The sequence below is a fragment of the Pantoea sp. ICBG 985 genome, from assembly GCF_002928365.1.
Lineage (GTDB): Bacteria > Pseudomonadota > Gammaproteobacteria > Enterobacterales > Enterobacteriaceae > Pantoea > Pantoea dispersa.
Genome location: NZ_POWM01000003.1, coordinates 612,673 through 636,475, shown reverse-complemented (window position 1 = coordinate 636,475; position 23,803 = coordinate 612,673). Strand labels below are relative to the sequence as shown.

At 60.2% G+C, this 23,803-nt stretch carries 22 protein-coding genes; 8 read left to right on the top strand and 14 right to left on the bottom strand.

Translation table 11 applies throughout. The features are described from left to right. The first annotated feature begins 281 nt into the window (after positions 1–281). The gene (locus C1Y42_RS12400; RefSeq protein ID WP_021509493.1) at positions 282–1,244 is read left to right on the top strand and encodes a LysR family transcriptional regulator; all 963 of its coding nucleotides are present in this window, start codon (positions 282–284) and stop codon (positions 1,242–1,244) included. Between the two features lie 5 nt (positions 1,245–1,249). On the opposite strand, the gene C1Y42_RS12395 is transcribed toward C1Y42_RS12400, so the two are convergent. From C1Y42_RS12395 to C1Y42_RS12355, 9 genes are all read right to left on the bottom strand, one after another. Continuing rightward, positions 1,250–2,179, bottom strand: a complete 930-nt coding sequence (locus tag C1Y42_RS12395; RefSeq protein ID WP_211075119.1) for a glyoxylate/hydroxypyruvate reductase A — start codon at positions 2,177–2,179, stop codon at positions 1,250–1,252. Continuing rightward, the gene (locus C1Y42_RS12390; RefSeq protein ID WP_104093585.1) at positions 2,176–2,622 is read right to left on the bottom strand and encodes a type II 3-dehydroquinate dehydratase; all 447 of its coding nucleotides are present in this window, start codon (positions 2,620–2,622) and stop codon (positions 2,176–2,178) included. Before C1Y42_RS12390 ends, C1Y42_RS12395 begins: the two co-directional genes overlap by 4 nt. A gap of 10 nt (positions 2,623–2,632) precedes the next feature. After that, entirely contained in the window at positions 2,633–3,247 is a 615-nt protein-coding gene (locus tag C1Y42_RS12385; protein ID WP_104093584.1) for a glutathione S-transferase N-terminal domain-containing protein, read from the bottom strand. Continuing rightward, positions 3,244–4,251, bottom strand: coding sequence for an NAD(P)H-quinone oxidoreductase (locus C1Y42_RS12380; RefSeq protein ID WP_021509497.1), 1,008 nt, complete (start codon positions 4,249–4,251; stop codon positions 3,244–3,246). The genes C1Y42_RS12385 and C1Y42_RS12380 overlap by 4 nt, the downstream gene beginning before the upstream one ends. 3 nt (positions 4,252–4,254) lie before the next feature. Then, positions 4,255–5,397 carry an ABC transporter ATP-binding protein gene (locus C1Y42_RS12375; RefSeq protein ID WP_058758803.1) on the bottom strand — a complete coding sequence of 381 codons (1,143 nt, stop codon included), beginning with the start codon at positions 5,395–5,397 and terminating at the stop codon, positions 4,255–4,257. Positions 5,398–5,435: 38 nt separating this feature from the next. Continuing rightward, on the bottom strand, positions 5,436–6,587 hold the full coding sequence (argE, locus tag C1Y42_RS12370) for an acetylornithine deacetylase (protein ID WP_104093583.1): 1,152 nt from the start codon (positions 6,585–6,587) through the stop codon (positions 5,436–5,438). A 15-nt stretch (positions 6,588–6,602) separates the two neighbouring features. Next, positions 6,603–7,277, bottom strand: coding sequence for a DUF1028 domain-containing protein (locus C1Y42_RS12365; protein ID WP_021509500.1), 675 nt, complete (start codon positions 7,275–7,277; stop codon positions 6,603–6,605). A gap of 13 nt (positions 7,278–7,290) precedes the next feature. Further along, positions 7,291–7,716 (bottom strand): RidA family protein, encoded by a 426-nt coding sequence (locus C1Y42_RS12360; protein ID WP_021509501.1) that lies wholly within the window; start codon positions 7,714–7,716, stop codon positions 7,291–7,293. Positions 7,717–7,863: 147 nt separating this feature from the next. After that, complete coding sequence (locus tag C1Y42_RS12355; RefSeq protein ID WP_021509502.1) at positions 7,864–8,577, bottom strand: IclR family transcriptional regulator; 714 nt, start codon at positions 8,575–8,577, stop codon at positions 7,864–7,866. Positions 8,578–8,747: 170 nt separating this feature from the next. Between C1Y42_RS12355 and C1Y42_RS12350 the strand changes: the two genes are divergently transcribed. Genes C1Y42_RS12350 through C1Y42_RS12335 form a run of 4 tightly spaced genes read left to right on the top strand, consistent with a single transcriptional unit; the run spans position 8,748 to position 12,713 of the window. After that, positions 8,748–9,440 carry a diguanylate cyclase gene (locus tag C1Y42_RS12350; protein WP_021509503.1) on the top strand — a complete coding sequence of 231 codons (693 nt, stop codon included), beginning with the start codon at positions 8,748–8,750 and terminating at the stop codon, positions 9,438–9,440. Further along, the gene (locus C1Y42_RS12345; RefSeq protein WP_104093582.1) at positions 9,440–10,378 is read left to right on the top strand and encodes a hydroxyacid dehydrogenase; all 939 of its coding nucleotides are present in this window, start codon (positions 9,440–9,442) and stop codon (positions 10,376–10,378) included. Before C1Y42_RS12350 ends, C1Y42_RS12345 begins: the two co-directional genes overlap by 1 nt. After that, a complete protein-coding gene (locus C1Y42_RS12340; protein WP_021509505.1) occupies positions 10,375–11,307 on the top strand; it encodes an SMP-30/gluconolactonase/LRE family protein in 933 nt (310 codons plus the stop codon). Before C1Y42_RS12345 ends, C1Y42_RS12340 begins: the two co-directional genes overlap by 4 nt. A gap of 38 nt (positions 11,308–11,345) precedes the next feature. Beyond that, entirely contained in the window at positions 11,346–12,713 is a 1,368-nt protein-coding gene (locus tag C1Y42_RS12335; RefSeq protein ID WP_104093581.1) for an MFS transporter, read from the top strand. 123 nt (positions 12,714–12,836) lie between these two features. Here C1Y42_RS12335 and C1Y42_RS12330 read toward each other — a convergent pair whose 3' ends face one another. After that, positions 12,837–14,177, bottom strand: a complete 1,341-nt coding sequence (locus C1Y42_RS12330; RefSeq protein WP_021509507.1) for an MFS transporter — start codon at positions 14,175–14,177, stop codon at positions 12,837–12,839. 335 nt (positions 14,178–14,512) lie between these two features. On the opposite strand from C1Y42_RS12330, the gene C1Y42_RS12325 reads away from it, so the two are divergent. Further along, positions 14,513–14,899 (top strand): thioesterase family protein, encoded by a 387-nt coding sequence (locus C1Y42_RS12325; protein ID WP_021509508.1) that lies wholly within the window; start codon positions 14,513–14,515, stop codon positions 14,897–14,899. Between the two features lie 29 nt (positions 14,900–14,928). Here the strand turns inward: C1Y42_RS12325 and C1Y42_RS12320 are convergent, their stop codons facing one another. After that, on the bottom strand, positions 14,929–15,987 hold the full coding sequence (locus C1Y42_RS12320; RefSeq protein WP_104093580.1) for a nitronate monooxygenase family protein: 1,059 nt from the start codon (positions 15,985–15,987) through the stop codon (positions 14,929–14,931). Positions 15,988–16,396: 409 nt separating this feature from the next. Between C1Y42_RS12320 and C1Y42_RS24015 the strand changes: the two genes are divergently transcribed. Further along, positions 16,397–17,683 carry a PAS domain-containing methyl-accepting chemotaxis protein gene (locus C1Y42_RS24015; RefSeq protein ID WP_104093579.1) on the top strand — a complete coding sequence of 429 codons (1,287 nt, stop codon included), beginning with the start codon at positions 16,397–16,399 and terminating at the stop codon, positions 17,681–17,683. A gap of 32 nt (positions 17,684–17,715) precedes the next feature. Here C1Y42_RS24015 and C1Y42_RS12310 read toward each other — a convergent pair whose 3' ends face one another. Further along, complete coding sequence (locus tag C1Y42_RS12310) at positions 17,716–18,783, bottom strand: acyltransferase (RefSeq protein ID WP_104093578.1); 1,068 nt, start codon at positions 18,781–18,783, stop codon at positions 17,716–17,718. A 450-nt stretch (positions 18,784–19,233) separates the two neighbouring features. Between C1Y42_RS12310 and C1Y42_RS12305 the strand changes: the two genes are divergently transcribed. Further along, positions 19,234–21,831 carry an EAL domain-containing protein gene (locus C1Y42_RS12305; protein ID WP_304597911.1) on the top strand — a complete coding sequence of 866 codons (2,598 nt, stop codon included), beginning with the start codon at positions 19,234–19,236 and terminating at the stop codon, positions 21,829–21,831. Between the two features lie 30 nt (positions 21,832–21,861). Here C1Y42_RS12305 and C1Y42_RS12300 read toward each other — a convergent pair whose 3' ends face one another. Beyond that, positions 21,862–23,175: an MFS transporter gene (locus tag C1Y42_RS12300; protein WP_021509513.1), complete on the bottom strand. Its 1,314-nt coding sequence runs from the start codon at positions 23,173–23,175 to the stop codon at positions 21,862–21,864. Beyond that, a complete protein-coding gene (locus tag C1Y42_RS12295) occupies positions 23,162–23,803 on the bottom strand; it encodes a DUF4286 family protein (protein WP_104093577.1) in 642 nt (213 codons plus the stop codon). The genes C1Y42_RS12300 and C1Y42_RS12295 overlap by 14 nt, the downstream gene beginning before the upstream one ends.

Sequence of the window (23,803 nt, the reverse complement as noted above, 5' to 3'; positions counted from 1 at the left end):
TGCGAAAGTGAAAAGCAGGTGTCACAGCGATTCTGCCGCTGGCCGCTGCTGCGGTAAAACAGCCTTTTCCTCGCCGTTGCATCGGAATTTCTGACGCTAAAAAAGTCGCTGCTTTGCAACGGATTTTCTTAAGCCTTAGTGAGGCAGAAGCGAATGGGCGTGAAGGGTCAGGCAGGGGATTATGCTGCTATTCGCTGTCCGGCATGATAAATGCATGGAAACAGGGGTAAATAGAAAAGCCGGCGCGACAAGATCGCGCTGGCGACACCAGGAGAATCTGCATGCTCAGTCGCATCACCCAGCGCCAGCTGGAATACTTCGTCGCGTCCGGCGAAGCCGGCAGCATTATTGGCGCATCCGAACGTATTCACGTATCGTCACCGTCGATCTCTGCCGCCATTACCCACATCGAATCCGAGCTGGGGGTGCAGCTGTTTGTGCGCCACCACGCGCAGGGCGTGTCGCTCACCGCCATTGGCCATCAGGTTTTAAAAGAGGCGAAGCTGATTCTGGAACAGATGTCGAATCTGTATACCATCGCCTCAGAGTCGCTGAACAACGTGCGCGGCCCGCTGCGCGTCGGCTGTCTCGACACGCTGGCCCCGATGCTGACGCCGGAGCTGGTGTTTGGCTTTGGCCGTGCCTTCCCCGGCGTGCGCATCACGCTGGTGGAGGGCAATCATGAACAGCTGCTGAAACAGCTGCGCGCCGCCGATATCGATATCGCGCTGACCTACGATCTGGTGCCAGCCAGCGACATCGCGTTTCAGTCGCTGGCACAGCTGCCGCCGTATGTGATGGTCGGCGAACATCACCCGTTTGCCAGTCAGTCTGCGGTGACCATTCAGGATCTCGCTACGGTGCCGATGGTGCTGCTGGATATGCCGTGGAGCCGTGAATACTTTCTCAGCCTGTTTAGCGAAGCGGGCGTCACGCCCAACATTGTGATGCGCTCCGGCAATATGGAAGTGGTACGCGCGATGGTGGCCAACGGCGTGGGATTTGGCATCGCCAATGTGCGGCCCAAAGCCAATCTGTCGCAGGATGGCAAACGGGTGATCCGCGTGCGCCTTGCCGGTGTGAACCGGCCAATGTTGCTGGGATACGCCACTGTGGCCCACGTGCAGCAGTCGATGGTGGTCAACGCCTTCGCCGAGCGCTGCCGCATGTTCATCTCCGATCAATACATTCCGGGCATGGCCGCGCCAAGCTACTTCGACCCGCAGGTGGTGCGCGTCGCCTGACGCACTCAGTAACCCCGCGCGGGAAACACCTGGTTGAGCACCGGCTCGCCGCGCATCACCCGCTGGATGTTATCAGCCACCTGACGCGCGGCGCTGGCCGGGATCGCCACCGACGCCAGATGCGGCGTGACCAGCACATTCTCCATGCCCCACAGCGCATCGTCGGGCGGCAGCGGCTCGCGATCAAACACGTCTAATGTGGCGTGCCCGATCTGTCCGCTCTGCAGCGCCGCGGTCAGCGCGGGCTGATCGACAATCGCGCCACGCGACACGTTGATCAGCGCGCAGCCCGGCGGCAACCGCGCCAGACGCTGCGCATCCAGCAAACCGTGGGTTTCCGGCGTGAGCGGCAGCATCACCACCAAAATGTCGCTGCTGGACAGAAACGCATCCAGCGCCTGTATGCCGCTGACGCAGTGAATGCCGTCCAGCGCTTTGGGCGAGCGCGACCAGCCGCGCACGTCGAAGCCCTGACGCGCCAGTTCGCGCGCCGCATACGCACCCAGTTCGCCCAGCCCCAACACGCCCACGCGAATCGACGCCGGCTCGCGCGGATGCAGATAATGCCAGCGACGTTCACGCTGTGCGCGCTCAAATGCCGGTATGTCACGCGCGTAACGCAGCACGGCAAACAGCACGTAACCGGCCATCATGCGCGCCATATCCGGGTCCGATAGCCGGACGATCGGGATGTCAGGCAGGTCGTCGCGCCCTACCAGCGAGTCAACGCCCGCGCCCAGATTCACCAGCAATTTCAGCTGGCGATACGGGGCAAAAAAGCCGCGCGGCGGCTTCCACGCCAGCGCAAACTGCACGCTATCGGCATCCGCAACCTGGTCGGCACGGCAAATAGCGACATCCGGTAATTGTGGTGCCAGCAGCGCCGACCACGCCTCGAAGCTGTCGAACTCGCTATAAAACACCAGCGTCGTCATGCGCTGGGCTCCTGTAGCAGCGTCGCCAGCGCATCGATAGCCAGTTCATAACCCAGCGCGCCCAGCCCGGCGATCACGCCGGTGGCGGCTTTCGACACCAGCGACTGATGACGAAACGGCTCGCGCTGCCAGATATTGCTCATGTGCGCTTCGATGATCGGGCCATCGAACATCAGCAGCGCATCCAGAATCGGTACTGATCGGTACGACAACCCGGCGGCATTGATGATCAGCCCGTCCGCCTGCTGGCGCGCTTCCTGAATCCAGTCCACCAGCACCCCTTCATGGTTGCTCTGACGAAACTGCAGCCTGAGGCCGTGCGCGTCGGCGCGCCGCTGACAGCGGTCGCCGATGCTGGCGAAACTGTCGCTGCCGTAAGTACCGTGGCGATCCATGCCGTACAGATTGGCATTGGGCCCATTGAGAAAGAAAATCTGAGACATTGCGGCTCCGTTACAGGTGCGGGCGCGTCGCGGCCATCGCCGGATGCGCATCAAAGAGGGCAAACCAGGCGGCGCTCTGCGGATGCGTGGCGCGCCAGTTGAGTTCAGCAAAACGGAAGTCGAGGTAGCCCAATCCGCAGCCGATGGCGATCAGCCCGAGATCGTCAGGCGTGCGGCTGAACGCCTCCGCCTGCTGCTCAATGGCCGCCAGCGCAGCCGCCACTTTGGTCAGCTGCGCATCGCGCCACGCTGACCACTGCTTTTCCAGCGGGCGGGCGCTGGTTTCGTAGCGCGCCAGCAGCGCGGCGTCCAGCAGCCCATCACCCAGCGCCTGGCGCGTAAGGCACAGCCAGCGCGCCTCGCCGTCTGCCGGCAGCAACTGGCCCGCGGCGCGGTGGTTAAGGTATTCGCAGATCACACGGCTGTCGTATAAACATAGCCCCTGTTCAGTGCGCAGCGCTGGCACTTTGGCCAGCGGATTAAACGCGGCAATGCGCGCATCGCGCTCGACGGGGTGCGCCGCCGACGCCAGCAGGGTGATCTCCGGCGCCAGACCCAGCAGCTGGGCGCACACCATCACTTTTCGCACGTAAGCCGAGGTAGAAGCGTAATAAAGTTCCATCATGGCATGGCCTCCGCATCTGGCAGCAGCAGCACTTTGCCGATATTCGCATTGGCTTCAAGGATGCGGTGCGCCTGCGCGGCGGCCGTCAGTGGCAATCGCTGATGCACCTGCGGTGTGATGCGCCCGGCGGCCAGTAAAGGCAGCAGATGGGCGCGCACGCACTGCGCCAGACGCGCTTTTTCCGCCGCGCTTTTCGGTCGCAACGTGGAAGAGGTCAGGCTTAAGCCTTTGCGCATGATCAACTGTAAATCGATCTCCACCGTGGCCCGCTGCATAAAGGCGAGGCTGACGTGCCGCCCGCCCGCTGCCAGTACGCTGAGGTTGCGCGCAATGTAGTCGCCGCCGACGTTATCCAGCACCACATCCACACCGCGTTCCCGGGTCAGCGTCTGAATCACCGCCACAAAATCTTCGCTATGGCGATCGATGGCGCGCCACACGCCCAGCTGCTGCAGCGCGGCAATTTTTTCTGCACCGCCGGCGGTGGCAATCACCCGCGCGCCACAAGCCTGGGCGCACTGGATCGCCAGCGTGCCCACGCCGCTGGCCGCGCCGTGAATCAGCACGCTGTCGCCCGGCATCAGACGCCCCAGCTCAAACAGGTTGTGCCAGACGGTAAACGCGGCTTCGGGAAACCCCGCCGCGTGGCTGAGCGGCAGCGTGTCCGGCACCGGCAGGCACAGGTCGGCGCGCGCCACGCAGTATTGTGCATAACCGCCGCCGCTCAGCAGCGCCATCACCGCCATGCCCGGCTGCAGTTCGCTGACGCCTGCGCCGAGCGCAACGATGACGCCCGCCGCTTCCAGCCCGAGGATATCGCTGCAGCCTGGCGGCGGTGGCATGCCGTTGCGCTGCAGAATATCAGGCCGGTTAACCCCTGCGCTGACCACGCGCAGCAACACTTCGCCCGGTCCCGGCTGCGGCACCGGACGCTGCACCGCAGTCAGCACCTCTGCACCACCCGGCTGTGCGGCGATGATCGCCGTCATGGTTTCCGTTGTCATGCGTTAACCCTGTGCGTCGCTGGCGAAGGCACAAACGCCCTCATCATCAAAAGTCAGCCCCACCACGCTGCCGACCGGCCAGCGCGTCAGCGCCTCCAGTCCGGACTGACGGGCAAACAGTGAGGCACTGCCGAGCGCCGGGATATCGAGGTGCACGTCAACGTGATCGCCCTGAAACACGTGTGTCAGTACCGTGGCACTGAGCAGCGCCTGCGGACCGAGCGGCGCCAGCTGCACATTTTCCGGACGCACATACACATCGAGCCGGTCGCCGACGCTGGCCTGCACCCGTTTGGCCGGCAGGCGCAGCGTGTTGCCGCCCAGCTCCAGCAGCGCGCTGGTGTCACGGCCGGCGTAGCGGCCCGGCAGAATGTTCACGTCACCAACGAAGCTGGCGACAAACGGATCCTGCGGGCGGCGATAGATCTCATCCGGCGGACCAATCTGGCGCACGTGACCGGCCGACATCACTACCACGCGGTCGCTCATGCTCAGCGCTTCGCCCTGATCGTGGGTGACAAAGACCGTGGTTACGCCGAGTTTGCGCTGAATCGCTTTCAGCTCGACCTGCATGGATAACCGCAAATTTTTGTCCAGTGCTGAGAACGGCTCATCCAGCAGCAACACTTTCGGGCGAATCACCAGCGCGCGTGCCAGCGCCACGCGCTGCTGCTGCCCGCCAGACAATTCACGCGGCTTGCGCTGGCCGTAACCCGCCAGCTTCACCAGCGCCAGCGCCTGCCCGACCCGCTCGGCGATTTCCGCTTTCGGCACGCCGCGCATACGCAAGCCGTAGCCGACGTTTTTCTCCACCGTCATGTGCGGAAACAGCGCGTAGTTCTGAAACACGATGCCAATCTCGCGCTGATAGGGCGGGATTTCCGTTACCAGGTCGCCATCGATAAAAATCTCACCGCCGTCGGCTTCGGCAAAGCCGGCCATCAGGTTCAGCAACGTGGTTTTGCCGCAGCCGGACGGGCCGAGCAGCGTAATAAACTCACCTTCGTGGATGGTGAGAGAAATTTTATGCAGCGCGATGGCATCACCAAAGCGCTTCAGGACGCCATCCAGCTGCACCGCCACGTTGGCCTTATGCGGTGCCGATGACAGCGGCTGCGGAAACGGGGTTACTTCTGCACTGACCATACAATCTCCGGATTCGGACGGGGTGGCTCGTCGCGGGTTCATTCGCACATCCAGGTCGCCAGCCGACGTAACAGGCTGTCACAGGCGTCCAGCTGTGCGAGGGTGATAAATTCGTCGGGCTTATGGCCCTGCTCCATACTGCCGGGACCGCACACCACGCAGGGGATGCCGGCGGCGGCAAACAGTCCGCCTTCAGTGCCAAACGCCACGGTGCTGAAGCTGTCGCTGCCGCTCAGCCAGGCAATCAGCTGTGCCGCGGCACTGTGCGCGGCAGTATCCAGCCCTGGATAGGCGCTAAGCGGCGAGAAGCGGATAGCGCTGGCGGGCTGTACCGCGCGCATCTGCGGCTCCAGCGTCTGCTGCGCATACGCCACCAGCTCCTCTGCCACCTGCTGCGCATCCTCCTGCGGCAGCGTGCGTACTTCGAAATCAAAACTGCAGGCGTCAGGCACGATATTCAGCGCGCGTCCGCCGTGGATCATCCCGGTTTGCACGGTGGTAAATGGCGGATCGAAGCGCGCATCCTGTCGTTCCGGCGCCGCCAGACGTTCACCGATGACGGTCAAGCGCTGGATCAGCTTCGCGGCGTATTCAATCGCATTAACGCCCTGCGGCGCGTACGCCGAGTGGCAGGCCGCGCCCTGCACTTCGCAGCGCATTGCCAGCTTGCCTTTGTGGCCCAGCACCGGACGCAGTTCTGTCGGCTCGCCAATCAGGCAGATCGCCGGTCGATCGCTGCGCTGCGCCAGCGCCTTCACCAGCGAGCGCACGCCGAGGCAACCCACCTCTTCGTCATAGGAGATAGCCAGATGCAGCGGCTGACGCAGCGGCTGGGCGAGAAAATGCGGCACCGCAGCCAGCATGCAGGCGAGGAAGCCTTTCATGTCTGCCGTGCCGCGTCCATACAGCTTGCCGTCACGTTCGGTGAGCGCAAACGGCGGCACCGTCCACGTCTGGCCATCAACCGGTACCACATCGCTGTGGCCCGATAGCATTACCCCGCCGCTGCCGGCTGGCCCGAGCCGCGCATAGAGATTGGCCTTGCTGCGTTCTGCGTTGTGCATCAGTTCACAGGTCACGCCCAGCCCGCTGAGGTAGCGCCAGCAGAAATCGATCAGCGCCAGGTTGGATTCGCGGCTGGTGGTGTCGAAAGCCACCAGATGTTCGAGCAGGTTACGGCTGGTCAGCATCGCGTCTCCTCACGCTTATTCATCACCCGGCACGCCGTAACGGGGTGCCAGCGTGGGATTGAGCGCGCGCGTCAGGTAATCCTGCATCTGCGGCTGATAGGCCAGCCACAGCTGATGAAGTTCCGCGATGGGATCGCCCTCCGTCCAGTCAACGCGCAGATCAACCAGCGGCCACGACGGTTCGCCCACCACTGCCAGCGCCGCCGAATGAACCGGCCCGGCTTCACCTCCGGCGGCCATCCCGGCCTGCATGGCCGCGATTAACCGTGCGGCCAGTTCGCCCGGCTGCTGCGTAAACGCGCTGACCATCGCCGCAATCACCTCGGGATTCGCCAGCAAATTACCGGCCGCTACGCAGTCGCTGCCGCACAGCGCGTGATTCACTCCCAGCGTGTGCGTTCCGCTGAAGCAGGCACTGCTGCCGTCGGCCGCCAGCACCGTAAGCTGGCGATAATCAAAAAAGTCATCGCTGGCAAGGCCGCTCTGCAGCGCCTGCTGCGCCGTCTCGCCCTGACTCAGCCGATCAAGGATACGCGGGCCCAGCGCCGGCAGCGTGATGTTCTGCGTGGAGACCGCGCCGACGCCGGCGCGCAGCCACGGACAGCGTGCGCCGACCGCAATACTCGACGAGCTGACCGCAATGCCCAGTTGGCCGGTTTGCGCGCAGCGTCCAACAATCGATAACGTCATGATGCGGCGCTCCTTATTGCGGCTGCCAGTCGTCGGGGATCACCGCAATCACGTCGATCTCCATCAGCCACTGCGGCTGGCCCAGTCCCGAGATCACCAGACCGGTGGAGATGGGAAACACGCCTTTCAGCCACTTGCCGACCACCTGATACACCGGCTCGCGATAGCGCGGGTCGATGATGTAGGTGGTGGTTTTCACGATGTGCGACAGGTCGCTGCCCGCTTCTTCGAGCAGTTGCTTCACGTTTTTCATCGCCTGCTCGGCCTGCGCTGCCGGATCGCCCAGCCCCACCAGGTTGCCTTCGAAGTCGGTGCCAATCTGGCCACGCACGTAAACGGTGTTGCCGGCGCGCACGGCCTGACACAGGTCGTTGTCCAGCGACTGATTAGGATAGGTATCTTTGGTGTTGAATTTGCGGATGCGGGTATGGGTGCTCATGGTGCCTGCCAGCGTTTAATTGGTTTCCGCAAGGTATACCGGGCTTAGCGCAGCAGGGAAAACAGCATTAACTGAGGTGTTGCTTTGAAAAATCCGAAGGAGTGCGGCAGGCCTGCTGGCCCGCCGATGAGTGATTAATGCGCAGCCTTATTTAGCCGCATAAACCGCATCACAAAATGCTTTGCGCGCGCCCAGTTTGGCTGACAGGCGTGCAGCCGCTTCGCGCATCAACACACCTAACTCTTCATCTTTGCGATTCAGCGTCAGACGCGAAACCGGGCCGGTCAGCGCCAGCGCAGCGGTCAGCCGGTCATTTTCGGCGAATACCGGCACGGCAAAGGCCGCGATGTGCGGATCGCGCGCGCCTGAGCTGAATATTGGCAGCGACGGCAGCGCATCGAAGAGATTTTCATTCATGCCCCAGAAACGCAGCACCTTACTGATGGCTGAGTTATCGAGCGGAAAAATTGTCCCCGGCAGGCGCGTATGACGCAGGCCATCAGACGATTCAGCACGAAACAGGCACAGACGCTGGCCGTTATCCAGCACGTACCAGCTGGCGCTCTCGTTGGTCGCCGTTGCCAGCGCCTGCAATTCCGGCTGCACCACGCTGGCCAGATGGAATGATTGCTCATAAAGCTTGCCGAGGTATAACAGACGCGGGCCGAGCGTGTAGACACCGCTGTCACTGCGCACCACATAGCCCATCCTTTCCAGCGAGTTCATCAGACGATAAACAGTGGTTTTGTGATAGCCGGAAAGCTGCGACAGCGCAGTCAGCGACAGGCTCTCTTCGCCCGGCTTAAAACAATCCAGCAGCGACAACGCCTTCTCCACCGCATTAACGCCTTCATTTCCCATTTTTTCCTCCTGATTTGTGCCGTCCTGAGTGTACCTGAAAACTGTGAGTCACATCGTGTTTACATCACAAACACCTTCGTAACACTGGCATGCAGCGTCAGATCGTCGATATAGTTGTTTTATATTGTACAACATTGTTGTACCAGGTAAAACAAACCACGAGGTGAATTATGTCTGTGTCTGCAAATAACCTGATCAACCGCAACATCGAGCGCGTCAGCGCCCTGTCCGTCAGCCAGGCCGCCGCATTCCAGGCGGCGATTCTGGCCGATGTCGCCGGTCGTCGCGGCACCCTGCATGGCCGCGTTAAACCGCTGTCGCCGCAGATGAAAGTCGCCGGGCCGGCCATCACAGTGGAAGTGCGTCCGGGCGATAACCTGGCGATTCACGCGGCGCTGGCTATCGCCCAGCCGGGTGATGTGCTGGTGGTGGACGGCAAAGGCGACATCAGTTGCGCGCTGCTGGGTGAAATCATGGCAACCCAGGCCGAAGCGTCCGGCATCGCCGGCATCATCATTGATGGCGCGGTGCGTGATGCTGACGCCCTCGCGCAGGGCAGCTATCCGGTGTTTGCGGCCGGCCTAAACCCGAGCGGCCCCACCAAAAGTATTCCCGGACGCGTGAACCATCCGGTGTCGGTAGCCGGTGCGTCGATTGAGCCGGGCGACCTGGTGGTCGGCGATGCCGATGGCGTGGTGGTGATCGCTAAACAGGATGTGGAACGCATCATTGCCCTGGCGGCGAAGAAGCTGGACGCCGAAACGCGCCGCATCGCGGGTATTAAGCAGGGCGATTTACGTCCGGGCTGGCTGGAAGGTGCCCTGCGCGCGGCGGGTATGTTAGCAGAAGGAGAATCGCTGTAATGAGCAACGTAAAAACTATCCTCATCACCGGCAGCGACCTGGCTGCTGAAGCCATCGAGCTGCTGCAGGACTATCAGCTGATTTATGCCGGACGCCAGCCGCAGGAAGCCGATTTGATCGCGCTGTGTGAGCGCCATAACCCTCAGGCGATCATTGTGCGCTACGGCAAAATCAACTGGCGCATCATGGACGCCGCGCCGGCGCTGCGCGTGATCTCCAAGCACGGCAGCGGTATTGACGTTATCGATCAGCAGGCAGCGGCGGAACGCCAGATTGCGGTCCGCGCGGCAGTGGGCGCCAATGCCGCTGCCGTGTCGGAGCATGCCTGGGCGCTGATCCTCGCCTGTGCTAAATCCGTGCCGCAGCTGGACCGCCGGATGCGCGACGGACACTGGGATAAAGCGCAGCATAAATCGCTGGAGCTGGAAGGACGCACGCTCGGCCTGGTCGGCCTGGGTGCCATCGGCAGCCGCGTGGCGCGCATCGGTCAGGCCTTCGGTATGCAGGTGCTGGCCTACGATCCTTATGCGCAAACCTTGCCGGCTGGCTGTGAAGCGGTTGAATCACTGGATGAACTGTACAGCCGTGCCGATGTGGTGTCGCTGCACTGTCCGCTGACGGACAGCAATCACCAGATGATCAACGCGGCCGCCCTCGCCCGTTTTAAGCCTGGCGCTATTCTGGTCAATACCGCGCGCGGCGGACTGATTGACGATCAGGCGGTGGCGACCGCGCTGCAAAACGGCACGCTGCGTGCCGCCGGACTGGACAGCTTCACCAGCGAGCCGCTGACTGCACCGCATCTGTGGCAGTCGCTCAACAATGTGATTATTACGCCGCACATTGGTGGCGTGAGCGACAATGCTTACGTGCGCATGGGCACCGGTGCCGCGCGCAACGCGTTGCAGGTTCTGCAGGAGCAGGAGGCGGTATCATGACCGTGCTCACCGTACCGGAGGTGCGCGAGTTAACGCTGTTTTCGCGCCTGCCGGAAGCGTTTCGCCGGCCGGACGCCGGCAATGTCTGGGCTGCCGCCAATCGCGGCGGCCAGCTTACCGACTCCTTTCTTGAAGGCCCGGTATGGCATCCCTCCGGCTGTCTGTATGTCACCGACATTCCCTATGGCCGCATCTTTCGCGTTGATATGAGCGGCAACTGGGAGCTGGTGGTGCAGTATGACGGTGAGCCCAACGGCATGAAGCTGACCGATCCGGACACGCTGATCATCACCGATTACCGTAACGGCCTGATGAAGCTGTCAATCAGCAGCGCCACTATCACGCCGTGGCTGACGCGGCGTAACAGCGAAAGCTTTCGCGGCGTCAACGATTTAACGCCTGACAGTCGCGGCAATCTCTATTTCACCGATCAGGGCCAGACCGGGCTGCACGATGCCAGCGGACGCGTCTATCGGCTCAGTCCGGATGGCCGGCTGGATCTGCTGCTGGATAACTGCCCGAGCCCGAACGGCCTGGTTCTGTCGCCGGATGAGAAAATCCTCTACGTGGCGATGACGCGCGGCAACTGTGTGTGGCGCGTGCCGCTGCTGGCGGATGGTTCGGTGAGCAAAGTCGGACTGTTCTTTACCTCGCACGGACCCAGCGGGCCGGACGGGCTGACCATCAATCAGCGCGGCGAACTGCTGATCGCCAATCCCGGCCTCGGGCGCGTCTGGCGTCTTAACGATCTGGCTGAACCGGAAGAGATTCTGCTCAGTCCGCTGGGGCGCTCCACCACCAACCTGTGCTTCGGCGGGGCCGACCTTAACCAGCTGTTTATCACCGAATCGGTCAGCGGCAGCATCCTGACCTGCACTCAGAACACGCCAGGCCGCGCATTGCCGGCCATCGATACCTCGTTTCTCTGACTACAACTCTGCGTCATCCGAACGCACCGGAGATTACTATGACCCTGCACTCAACATCCAGCCCTGCGCCGGCTCAGCCGGCTGCGGTGCCACCCCGCCATGAAACGCTCAGCGAACAGGATTTCCACGACAGTGAGCAGGCGGCCGCCAAAGCCTTTCGTCGCATTCTGCCGTTTATCTTTATCTGCTATGTGGTCAGCTACCTTGACCGCACCAACGTCAGCTTTGCTGCGCTGGGCATGAACGCCGATCTCGGCATCACCGCCGAACAGTTTGGCTTTGGCGCGGGCATGTTTTTTATCGGCTATTTCCTGTTTGAAATTCCCAGCAACCTGATCATGCAAAAAGTGGGCGCGCGCATCTGGATCGCGCGCATCATGATTTCGTGGGGGTTGATTTCGATGGCGACCGCGTTCATCAGCGGCCCCGTCAGCTTTGCCATTGCGCGCTTCTGTCTCGGCGTAGCAGAGGCCGGCTTTACCCCCGGCATCTATCTGTTCTTTACCTACTGGTTCCCTGGCAGCTGGCGCGCCAAAATCACCGCCGCGTTCCTGGTCGGCATTCCGGTGGCCAATATCATCGGCTCACCGATTTCCGGCGCGCTGATGCAGATCACCGGCCATGAGCATATCCGTAACTGGCAGTGGCTGCTATTGATTGAAGGCTTACCGGCGGTGATCCTCGGCGTCATGTGCCTGTTTGTGCTGAGCGACCGGCCGGAGAAAGCGCGCTGGCTGGCGCCGCGTGAACAGCAGTTGCTGAGCCGGCGACTGGCCGATGAGCAACAGCAAATCGCGGCAACGCACGGTTCCCAGATGCGCGACGCGCTGCGCAATCCACTGCTGTATCTGCTGGCGTTTATTAACTTTTGCGGCATTGTGGGTTCGATCGGCGTGGGACTGTGGATGCCGCAGATCATTAAACAGCTCGGCGTGAGCCATACGGCAACCGGCTTTCTTACCGCGCTGCCCTATGTCTGCGGTGCCGTGAGCATGCTGTTGTGGGCGCGCCGCGCTAATGCATCAGCGCACCGTATTCGCTGGATCAGCGGCGCGCTGGTGATCGCCGCCTTAGCCCTGATGTGCAGCGCGCTGAGCGATGCGCCGGTGATCAAAATGCTGGCACTGTGCTGCACCGTCAGCGGTATTCTGGCGTTTCAGGCCTCGTTCTGGGCGCTGCCTTCCGGCTTTTTAACCGGCAATGCCGCAGCAGGCGGCTTAGCCATGATTGTCTCGATTGGTAATCTCGGCGGCTTCTTCGGCCCGTCGCTGATCGGCTATGTGCGTCAGACTACCGGCGGCTTTATGTGGGCGCTGCTGGCGGTGGCGGCAGTCCTGATGATTGGCGCACTGGCGGTCGCTATGGTGAAAGATCCATGGCGCCAGCGCAGCGCTGAGCAGAGATAATAACGCCGCGTTTCCCGGTGTGCCTGTGGCGCATCGGGAAACGGATGTTTTAAAGGATGAAAGCAGGATAACGGCAGAAGTGATAAGCCAGATGCGTGCCCTCCCTGGCACAGGCTCATGAGATTATTTCCCGGTGCTGGCCACCGGCTGTTCCGCTTCAACGTGTAGCTTTTTGCTGCGTCCCATCAGCAATACCGCAATGCCGCCCGCCGCGCACAGCAGCGCCAGAGGAATCATCGCCATCGCATGGCTGCCGGTTTTCTCATTGATGATGCCGTAAACGTTCACCATCAGCCCGCCACCAATCAGGTTGGCCATCGCGCCGATAGCAGCCAGACCGGCCGCTGCGGTGGTTGAGGACATCCAGCCCGAGGCCAGCGCCCAGAACGGCCCTTTCATCGAGTAAGCACCAATCAGTACCAGTGACAGAATCACCACGCTGCCCGCCAGCGTATCGGTCAGGAACGCCGCCAGCAGTCCACCGGCAATCAGGAACAGCGTCAGCGCGGTGTGCCAGCGACGCTCACCGCTACGGTCAGAGCTGCGGCCCCAGACAATCATCAGAATCGATGCCAGACCGTACGGGATCGCATTCATCAAACCGGTGGTGAAGTTATCCAGGCCAAATGATTTCAGCAGCTGCGGTGACCAGACGCTCAGCGTCGAACCCGCTGCCGACGCGCCGGCGTAAATCAGCGCCATCACCCAGATATGCTTGTGGCGCAGCAGCTGCCACAGGGTGATATGACCAATCGCTTTGCGCTGTGCATTCTCTTCAGCCAGTTTGCCGCTCAGCCAGTTGCGCTGTTCGCTGGTCAGCCAGTGGGCATTTTCCGGACGGTTGCTGAGCAGGAAGAAAGCCAGCACCCCCAGCACAATCGCCGGGAATCCTTCGATGATAAACAGCCAGTGCCAGCCGCGCAGGCCGAACCAGCCGTCCATCGTCAGGATTGCGCCCGAGATCGGCGAGCCAATAAAGTTGGCTGCCGGGATCGCCACCATAAAGGTCGCAATCACGCGCGCGCGATATTTCGCCGGGATCCAGTAAGTCAAATATAGGATCACGCCGGGAAAGAAGCCGGCTTCGGCAGCGCCCAGCAGAAAGCGCAGCACGTACAGCATTTCTGCACTGCTGACGAACGCGGTGCACACCGAGACAATGCCCCAGGTCACCATGATGCGCGAAATCCAGATTTTGGCGCCAATCTTCTGCATCGCGAGGTTGCTTGGCACCTCAAACAGAAAATAGCCAACAAAAAACAGGCTGCTTGCCAGGCCAAACACCGCTTTGCTCAGCCCGAGATCTTCATTCATTTGCAGGGACGCCATGCCGATGTTGCCGCGATCAATAATGGCGATCAGATAGCAGACGATCAGGAACGGCAGAATGCGCCAGATGACGCGTTTTACGGTCTGCTGCTCAATATCGGGCACAGCGGCCGCGCGGGTTATCTTGTCAGACATAGAGTTCCTCACAGAGTCATGGCTTAACGCAAATCGGCCAGTGTTATTGTTTTACTCTGTACAACATGCGTGTACATAGTAAAACCATTATGTTTGGCCGCGCGACCCTGCGCAGAAAAATGTGTCCGGGCTGCGTGATTTGTCACAAAAAGGTAGCCAGTTGATTATGGATATGTGATGCAGCTGTCAGTTTCTGCTGCAGCACGGGAAAATACCAGCATTCATTCCGTCAGGCGACAGTGGAATTACTTTGCAACATCTTGCCATTTTCCCGCTACGTCATTCTGCGGTATACCCATTGCCTCACCGCGTAACGCGCTTATCAGGATGCAAAAATGTTCGTAAAGCACTATGACGTAGATGAAAGCCATATCGATTTTCAGGGCGTGGTCGACGGGCTGTACTACCCGTTTTACATGGAGTGGACGCGCCACGCTTACATGCGCGAGGCGCTGGGTATCGACATTGAAGAAGAGTTCAGTCAGGGCAAGATTTACATGGTGCTGGAGTACACGCTGCGCTTCCGCAAGAGCCTGGTGAAAGGCGATAAGGTGGAAGTCACCTGCGCGCTGGAGCAGAACGAGAAGCGCAATCGCGTGAACTTCGTGCAGCAAATCAAGGTCGACGGCGTGGTGTATGCCGAGGCCACGTTTGTTGCCACCTGTCTCGCCAATGGGCGTCCGTCAATGCCGGAAGCAGTAACGCGCGCGCTCGGCCTGTAACGTTACACACTATGTGGCAGCAGCCTGCTTTATGCCTGCTGCCACTCTGCAACCAGCGTCTCCACCAGCTGTGCCGCCGGCAGCGCGCGCACCCGCGCCACGCCCTGACCCGCCCACTGCGCGCCGAAGCCGTCCTCGCCGTGCGCTGCTGCTGCCGCCGCCAGGGCTTTTCCCAGCGCATAGGTCAGCGGATAGTCGGGAATCTCCTCCGGCGTTACGTCATGGCATAATTCACAAAATGCGTTGCGCACGCAGCGCGCCTGACGCCCGGAGATCGCCGCCGTCATTACCGTGCCACGCTCGCCAGCTGCCAGCAGCGCGCGACGATAGGCCGCACTGGCCGCCGATTCGGGACACAGCACAAACGCCGTACCGAGCTGTACACCGCTGGCACCCAGTTTCATCATCGTCGCGATGCCGGCACCGTCCATTACGCCGCCCGCTGCCACCACCGGCAGCGCGGTGTGCTGACGAATCGCCTGCACCAGCGCAACGGTCGAAAGCTGCTGGTCTGGCGCGCCCGGATCAAAATGGCCGCGATGGCCACCGGCTTCATAACCCTGCGCCACAATGACATCGATACCGCTGCGTGCAATTGCCCGCGCTTCCTGCGGACTGGTGGCGGTCGCCAGCGTGACAATGTCACGTTGCTTTAGCCGGGCGATGGCCGTGGCATCGGGAATGCCGAAATGAAAACTGACCGCCGCCGGCCGCGCCTGCTCCAGCACCGTCAGCATCGCCTCATTGTGCAAAAAGCTTTGATAGATCTCCGTTAATGCTGGCGGCAGCGCCGTATGGTACTGCGCAAACTGCGGACTGAACCGGCTGATCCACGCCGCCTCGCGCGCGGCATCCCGCCTTGCCGGCGCGTGACAAAATACGTTGACGTTGATCGGGGCACGCGTCAGTGCCTGGGTGTGGGCAATCATTTCTGCCGCCTGCTGCGGCGTCACCGCGCCGACGCTAATCGATCCCAGCGCCCCGGCATTGGATACCGCTGCGGCCAGCTGCGGCGTGGCGACACCGGCCATCGGTGCCTGAATCAGCGGATACTGCAGTTTTAACAGCTGGCACAGCGCGGTCGTCATGGTGGTTTTTCTCCAACCCGTCATCGGGCGTTGATTGCGTCACGTCTCGGACATTAACATACATTTAACATACATCTTTTAACAAGTCCGCTATGCACTTTTCTTACCCGCACGCGCGGTGTTGATCACTTTTTTCTCACATTTTTAACGCCACGGTCGATAATCAAAGTTGCATAGCAAAATCAGCTTTCAGCTTGCGCTGTAACAACATCAGGCAGGTAACACCATTACACACCCCACCTGCGCACATCGGTGCGCAGCGAGACAGCAGCCTGTGCCTGTGGCACGGCTGTAATGTACAACCGGGGAAATCATGCGGTGCCGTCCACTGGACGCGCCGAATGCGTTAGCACGCGCGCATCTGCGCCTGCATTTCGTTCAACAGCATACCAAGCGCCTGAGGTCTCTCATGTTCGGGGTGAAAAAATCGAGCCTTTCTCTGCCATTTGCCAAAAGTGGCGACATTGCTAAGGATATTGAAGCGATAAAGCAGCATGTTGCGTGGATTGAGTTTTCACCGGCCGGTGAAATCCTCAGCGCCAATGCGCAATTTTTACAGGTCACCGGCTATCAGCTGCATGAAATTCAGGGACAGCATCACCGGATTTTCTGCAGCCCTGCTTACAGCCAGTCTTCCGACTATTACGCCTTCTGGCAAACGCTGGCCGCCGGCGAATCGGTGAACGGCATTTTTGAGCGTTTCAACAAGCAGCATCAGCGCTTCTGGCTCAGCGCGACCTATTTTCCGGTGAGCGATGAGCGCGGCAAATTGTACAAAGTGATCAAGGTCGCGAGCGACATCACCGCGCGTCATCAGGAGCTGGAGCATAAAGAGGCGGTGATAACGGCGCTGGATCGTTCGATGGCGGTGATTGAATTCACGCCGGACGGTCACATCATTACCGCCAACGCCAACTTCCTCACCCACATGGGCTATACCCTGCCAGCCATCGCCGGCCAGCATCATCGCCTGTTCTGCTTCGACAATTTTTACCGCGAGAATCCGGACTTCTGGCGCAAAATCGGCAACGGTCAGCATTTTGTCGGTCGCTTTGAGCGTAAGACTGCCAGCGGCGAGCGCATCTGGCTGGAGGCGAGCTACAACCCGGTGTTTGACGGCGATGGTAAGGTCTACAAAGTGATTAAGATCGCCTCGGATATCACCGCGCGCGTCGAGGCAGCAAAGCGCGTGGCGGATATCGCGCTAACCACCTCTGAGCAGACCTCACAAATTACCGATAACGCTAATGAAGTGCTGGACGAAACGGTGCGTAACTCCGGACTGGTGGCGCAGCAGGTGAATGCCGCCGCCGAAATTGGCGCGCAACTCACCGCCTCGGCCAGGAGCATCAGCGACGTGGTGGAAACCATCAACCTGATTGCTTCACAGACCAACATTCTGGCACTGAATGCCGCCATCGAATCCGCACGCGCTGGCGAGGCCGGACGTGGCTTCAGCGTGGTGGCAGGTGAAGTGCGCCGCCTGGCGGCCTCGACCGCCAGCGCCACCAAACAGATTTCCTTGGTCGTGGAGCAAAATGCCGACCTGATCCAGCAGATGTATCAGCAGCTGGATGAGGTCAGGCAATTTGTGGTGACCGAACAGGAGAAGATCAGCGTGCTGTCGCGCAGCCTGCGGGAAATCAACAGTGGCGTACACGAGTTTGTGAACGTCATTCACCGGCTGGATGTGTAACAGCGTACGCGGGAGCGCTGGCTCCCGCGCGATTACAGCCCGCTGCCCGCCTGCGGCGCGGGCTGCCGCTTCCACTTCAGCGCATTACGCAGCGCCGGTTCGGCATATTTGCTGATCAGCCAGGCAACATAATACAGTACGCTGGCCACCACCACCGGCAGCATCGTCATCACCGCTTCATTTTTGATATAGCCATTAAGCTTTATCAATATCGCGATCATTAAATTTTCATGAATCAGATACAGGGCGTAACTGACAAATCCGATGGCGGTGAAAAAGCGCAGGGAAAGCCAGCGCTCAATCTGTCTGGAATAAAAGCTGGCAATAAAAAACAGCATTACCAGTAACAGCGGCACCACGGCGACCACGCCGCTGTTTTTAACGTAGTAGCTGAAATTAATCAGCAAGGCCAGCGCGGTCAGCGCGTAGTGATAACGTTTATCGCGCCCATGCAGACGTTCATAAACCAGACAGCCGACCATAAACCAGGCATAGTGAATAAAACCGAATTTTGAAATTACATCGATTAATAATGGATGGCCGAGTGATTTCAATACCGATGAGGCGGAAAGTAATAACATCGGCACAATCAGCGCCGGCAGACAATATTTACGTCCAAAGGTAAAATAAACCGCGCCAATAATCAGATAAAACAGCGCTTCAACATAGAGAGACCAGAACGATCCGGCCATGGAGCGGAATTCAATGCCGGTGAGCTGCGTCAGCGTCTCAGGATTAATAAATATCAGACCGGGCAGCAGGTTGCGGCTTTCCGGTGTCATCAGCGACCACTCCGGAAAAAAGCCGCCGGCAACGTACAGCAGCAGACTGGCTATCAGCATTGCCGGAAACAGGCGCAGCCAGCGTTTTTTGAGAAAACTGAGGTAGCCGGACGATTTATCCAGCGTCATAAATATGACAAAGCCGGAGATCATAAAAAACAACTGCACGCCGACCCAACCAAATGCCAGCAGCGGAATATGCTGGGTAGTGGCGGCATACGGCAACAGTTCGGGCCAGCGGGCATAGGCGTGATAAGCAATCACCAGCAGGATCGCTAATCCGCGCATGCCATCAAGATGCGTGATACGTGGTTGCATAAGTGGTCTCTGGAAAGAGGAGCAGATGGGTTTCAGCAAATTAGCACTGACAAAGATTTACACTCAACAAGAATAGTCCTGGATAACGCACCATCATTTAACCAGGAAATTCTTTAAGTCCTGAACGTTAAATCACGCTCTGATAAATTATGGCTGTAATATATTTATCGTCATCAGCATGAAATAAACACTAAGCTATTAGCGCAACGGGAAAAATTTACCGGCATTCGCCGAATTGCCCTGGTGCAAACGCAGCGGCAGGGCCTTTTATTAACAGACCTTATGCAGATCTGATTGCGCCACGGCATCGTCGGGCTTCTGGCCGAATATGCGATCTGTTTTTGCCGCTCCGCTCACGCTTTTTTTACTTTTTCGCCCAGGTTCGGCGCAGTCATGCCGATACTCATAACGTACTTATGAAATATCATTTTACTGGTTTGTGATAAGTCTATGATGGCGAAACGTTCACTGATGGATTTCCCGACCGATGGTCGGATGCGCGGACTGATGCGCCAGCCGATGCTGCTGATGGTGCTGCTGATTTTTCTCTCCTTTATGGTGGCGCTGGTGACGCTGTGCTTTATCGCCAGCGATCTCAACCAGCAGGAGGCGCGGCAAAACCGCCTGCTGCTGGAGAAGGCGTTGCAGACGCGTCAGGAAGTGATGCAGTTTCACCTCTCCGATAATGCAGAATGGGGCGAAGCCTACCAAAACCTGCACCGCACGCTGAATACTGACTGGGCGTGGACGCGGCAGAATCTGGGTGAGTCGCTGTTCCAGACCTTTGCCTACGAGGGCGTGTTTGTCATCGCGCCGCGCGGCGATACGGTTTACAGCGTGATCGAGGGTCAGTTGCAGCAACGCGATTTCACCGGCTGGCTCGGTCGCCAGCAACTGCCCGCGCTGCGTCAGCAGTTACAGCACAATGACGGTAAGGCGCTGTCGCGCTTTGTGGTGGTAAACCAGCAACTGGTGCTGCTGTGCGCGGCCTGGATCACCACCGGTGGCGATAACAGCGTGCCGCAGGAGCCCGGCCCGCCATCGCTGATGATCTTTGCCGATCGCCTGACGCCGCAAAAATTACAGCAGCTGGGGCACGAGTACGGCATCGATGCGCTGCGGGTGGAGTTCGGCGCAACCCATGCAGCGCCGCCGGCGGAGAGTTTGCGCGTCGCCGCCAATGGCCATGACGCCACGCTGCGCTGGACCAGCAGCAACCCCGGCGGTAAATTGCTGACCGCCCTGCTGCCGCTGCTGGTGATCGCCATGCTGATCACCCTGTATGGTGCCATCATGCTGATGCGCAACGCGCTGCGTAAAGCGCAGCTCAATGATGAAAATACGCTGCTGCTGGCGCAAAGCCAGCGGGCGCTCAGCGCCAGCGAACGCCGCTTCCGTGATATCGCCGAAATTACCACCGACTGGATTTGGGAGATGGACGAACAGCTGCGCTTCAGCTGGGTTTCCGGCCGCTTCCCGGTAGTGACCGGGTTTACCAGCGAGGAGTGGCTGCAGCGCACGCTACTGGATTTCCTGCTGTGCGATGAGCACCAGCGCGCCCGGCTTTTGCAGCTGGCAGACTCGGGCGCTCAGCTCACACTGAACGGCTGCCGCTATCTCTCCGCTCAGCATCAGCCGCGCTACTGCAATCTGACCCTCAAGCGCGTCAGCCTGGCGCACGGCGTCAGCGGCTTTCGCGGCAGCGCCAGCGACGTAACGCTGGAAGTTGAAGCGCAGGCGCGCGCGCACTATCTGTCGCATTTCGATGAACTGACCGGACTGGCCAACCGCGTGCAGATGCGCGAATTCCTCACGGGGCAGCTGAGCCTGCCGCTGCCGGCGCAGCCGCTGCTGGCGATGATTATGATCGATCTGGATAAATTTAAACCGGTCAATGATCTCTACGGTCATGCGGCGGGCGATCAGGTGCTGCATGCGGTATCAGATCGTATCCGGTGCACGCTCAACGGCAACGGCCTGGTGGCGCGGCTCGGCGGCGATGAGTTTGTGGTGATTCTGCCGGAGGCGGGCAGCCGCGAGCAGGTCGACGCGCTGTGTCAGCAGCTCATCGCCCAGCTCAATCTGCCGTTCCCGGTGTACGACAACGACATCCACATCGGCGGCAGTCTCGGCATCGCGCTGGCACCACAGGATGCCGACAACGCCAGCGATCTGCTGCGCTTCGCCGACATCGCCCTGTATAAAGCGAAAAACAGCGGCCGCAACCAGTGGATATTTTTCGACCGTGACATGGAAGAGAAAATTGTGCAGCGGCGCGAAATGGAGCAAGAGCTGCGCGCAGCGCTGCAGGAGAACCAGCTGCGGCTGGTGTATCAGACGCGCTATGACCTGATCGCGCAGCGCATCAGCGCGGTCGAGGCGCTGGTACGCTGGCAGCATCCGCGGCTGGGCTTACTGATGCCCGATCAGTTTATTCCGCTGGCCGAAGAGACCGGCCTGATCAGCGCGCTGAGCGACTGGGTGCTGCTCAATGCCTGCGAGGATATCGCCCGTTACCGGCCGGAAATGGCGGTTTCAGTGAATATTTCCGCCAGTGAGTTGCAGGATAGCGCCTTAGCCGAACGCATCACCCGGGTGCTGCAGCTCAGCGGTCTGCCGAGCCAGCGGCTGGAAATTGAAGTCACGGAAAACGCGCTGCTGAGCGATCCGGACAAAACCCTGGCGGTGATGCAGGCGGTGAAAGCGCTGGGGGTGAGATTTCTGATTGATGATTTTGGCACCGGCTATGCGTCGCTGTGCTACCTGCGCGCCTTCCCGTTCGACGGCATCAAAATCGATAAATCCTTTATTTTTCCGCTGGCCGATTCGCCCCAGGCGCGCCAGGTGGTGGAAAACATGATTGGACTCGGCAAAGCCTATTCCCTGTCGGTAACCGCGGAAGGCGTGGAAACGCCGGTGCAGATGTCGCAGCTGCAGGAGCTGGCGTGCGATGCCATTCAGGGTTACTACATCGGACGACCGCTGCCGCTGCCGCAAATCTCGACCGAGCCGCCGCAGAGTGAACCGGCGCTGCACATGAATATTTGATAAAAGGTGGCGATCCTTCGCCAGAGGTGATTACAGCGACTGGTGCGCGGTTTCTTTGGCTTTCCATAAGGCAAACAGGGTGATCGCCAGCGCCAGCGTCACATATAGCGACACCCACAGCGTGCTGCCCAGCTCTTTGTACAGCGAGGTAATGATCAGCGGGGCAAAACCGCCGCCGATGATGCCGGCCAGCGTATAGGCCAGTGACGAACCGGCATAGCGCACGTGACTGGGGAACTGCTCGGTGACAAACGCCGCCTGCGGACCGTACATCATGGCGTGAATCAGCAGGCCAATTACCACCGCCAGCACAATCAGCCACGGCTGGGTGCTGTCGAGCAGGACAAAAAACACAAACGACCAGACAATAGCCAGCAGCGCGCCGGCAATGTACACCGGACGGCGGCCAAGGCGGTCGGACAGCGCGCCAAACAGCGGCACCGTCAACGCGTTGCCAATCGCGCCGACCATCGTCGCCATCAGCGCCAGCGGACGCGGCAGCTGTAGCACGGTGGTGACGTATGTCAGGGTGAACACCACCACCAGCGCGTAGAGCACGTCAGAGCCGATGCGCGAGCCGCCGGCGATCAGCAGTTCACGTGGATAGCGCAGGAACACCTCTTTCAGCGGCGTGTGGCTGGTTTTCTCCGCCTGCTGCATCGCCACGAAAGTCGGGGTTTCTTCCACGCCGCGCCGCAGCCACAGGCCAAACATCACCAGCAGCAGACTGAGCAGGAACGGGATGCGCCAGCCCCACTCCTGAAACTGTTCGCCGCTGAGTGACAACGTCACTAAAGTAATAAAGCCGGTGCCAATCAGCGTACCGCAGGAAGGCCCGACCTGGGCGAACGAGGCGTTACGCCCGCGCTTACTGGCTTCGCCGTGCTCCATGGAGAGCAACACCGCGCCGGCCCATTCGCCGCCCAGCGCGATGCCCTGCACAAAGCGCAGCGCCACCAGCAGAATCGGGCTCCAGATGCCCCACAGCGCATAACCGGGCAGCATGCCCATCAGCGCCGTGGTCACGCCCATGATCACCAGCGTGGTGATCAAGACCGCCTTGCGCCCGGCGACATCCCCGAGATGGCCAAAGATAAAACCGCCCACCGGACGCGACACATAACCGACCGCGTAAGTTGAAAACGCCAGAATGGTCCCGACCAGCGGATCGAAGCTGGGGAAAAACACATGGTTAAACACCAGCGCCGCCATGATGTTGTAAACGGTAAAGTCGTACCACTCCAGCGCGGTGCCGATGGAGCTGGCCGCAGCAAGACGGCCGGTGTGGGTTTTTCCTGCTGCGGCACGCGCGGCGTGCGGCAGAGTAGAATCAGTATTCGCCATGAGCCATCTCCTGTTTAGTGAGCTGCCAGCTAAGCGCATAAAATTCAGCGCGGGCATTGAGCGCCTGTGACGCGGCGGCCGCCAGTGTCTGGCAGGCATCGGCGCACGAACAGCTGAGCAGCAGCATCGGCTGCATGGCGCGCTGCGCCCGATCTTCCTGTGGCAGCGGCGTGCTCAGCGTGGTGTCCGGCGTGAGTAAGCGCGAGGCGATATAGCCCGGCACCCTGGCAACCTGCTGCTGCCAGGCGTTGAGCGTTGCAGTTTCAATGCCAGCCTGTAGCGTCAGCACCGCAAGGTGGCTGCCGCTGCCCTGACCGTGCTGCTGGGTAATGGCGCACACGCGGCGCATCGGTTTGATCATCCGCTCCAGGTTTTTTACCGACCACGGCGTCTGGCGCGTGAAGGCGGCGTAGTAATCGGCGCTGGTGAAGGTTTCCAGCGAGCGGGTTTCATACAGTCCGAGGTACTTGCGTTCAGCATCCAGCGCCTGATAGCGCGTGCCGCTGAGAAAGCCGTCGATGGCGACGCGCTCGGCGACATGTTCATGGTCATACCATTGATTGAAATCAGCTTCGTTTTCAGCGGCGACGTTGGTGGCGACAAACAGCATGCCGTGAGGATGTGTCAT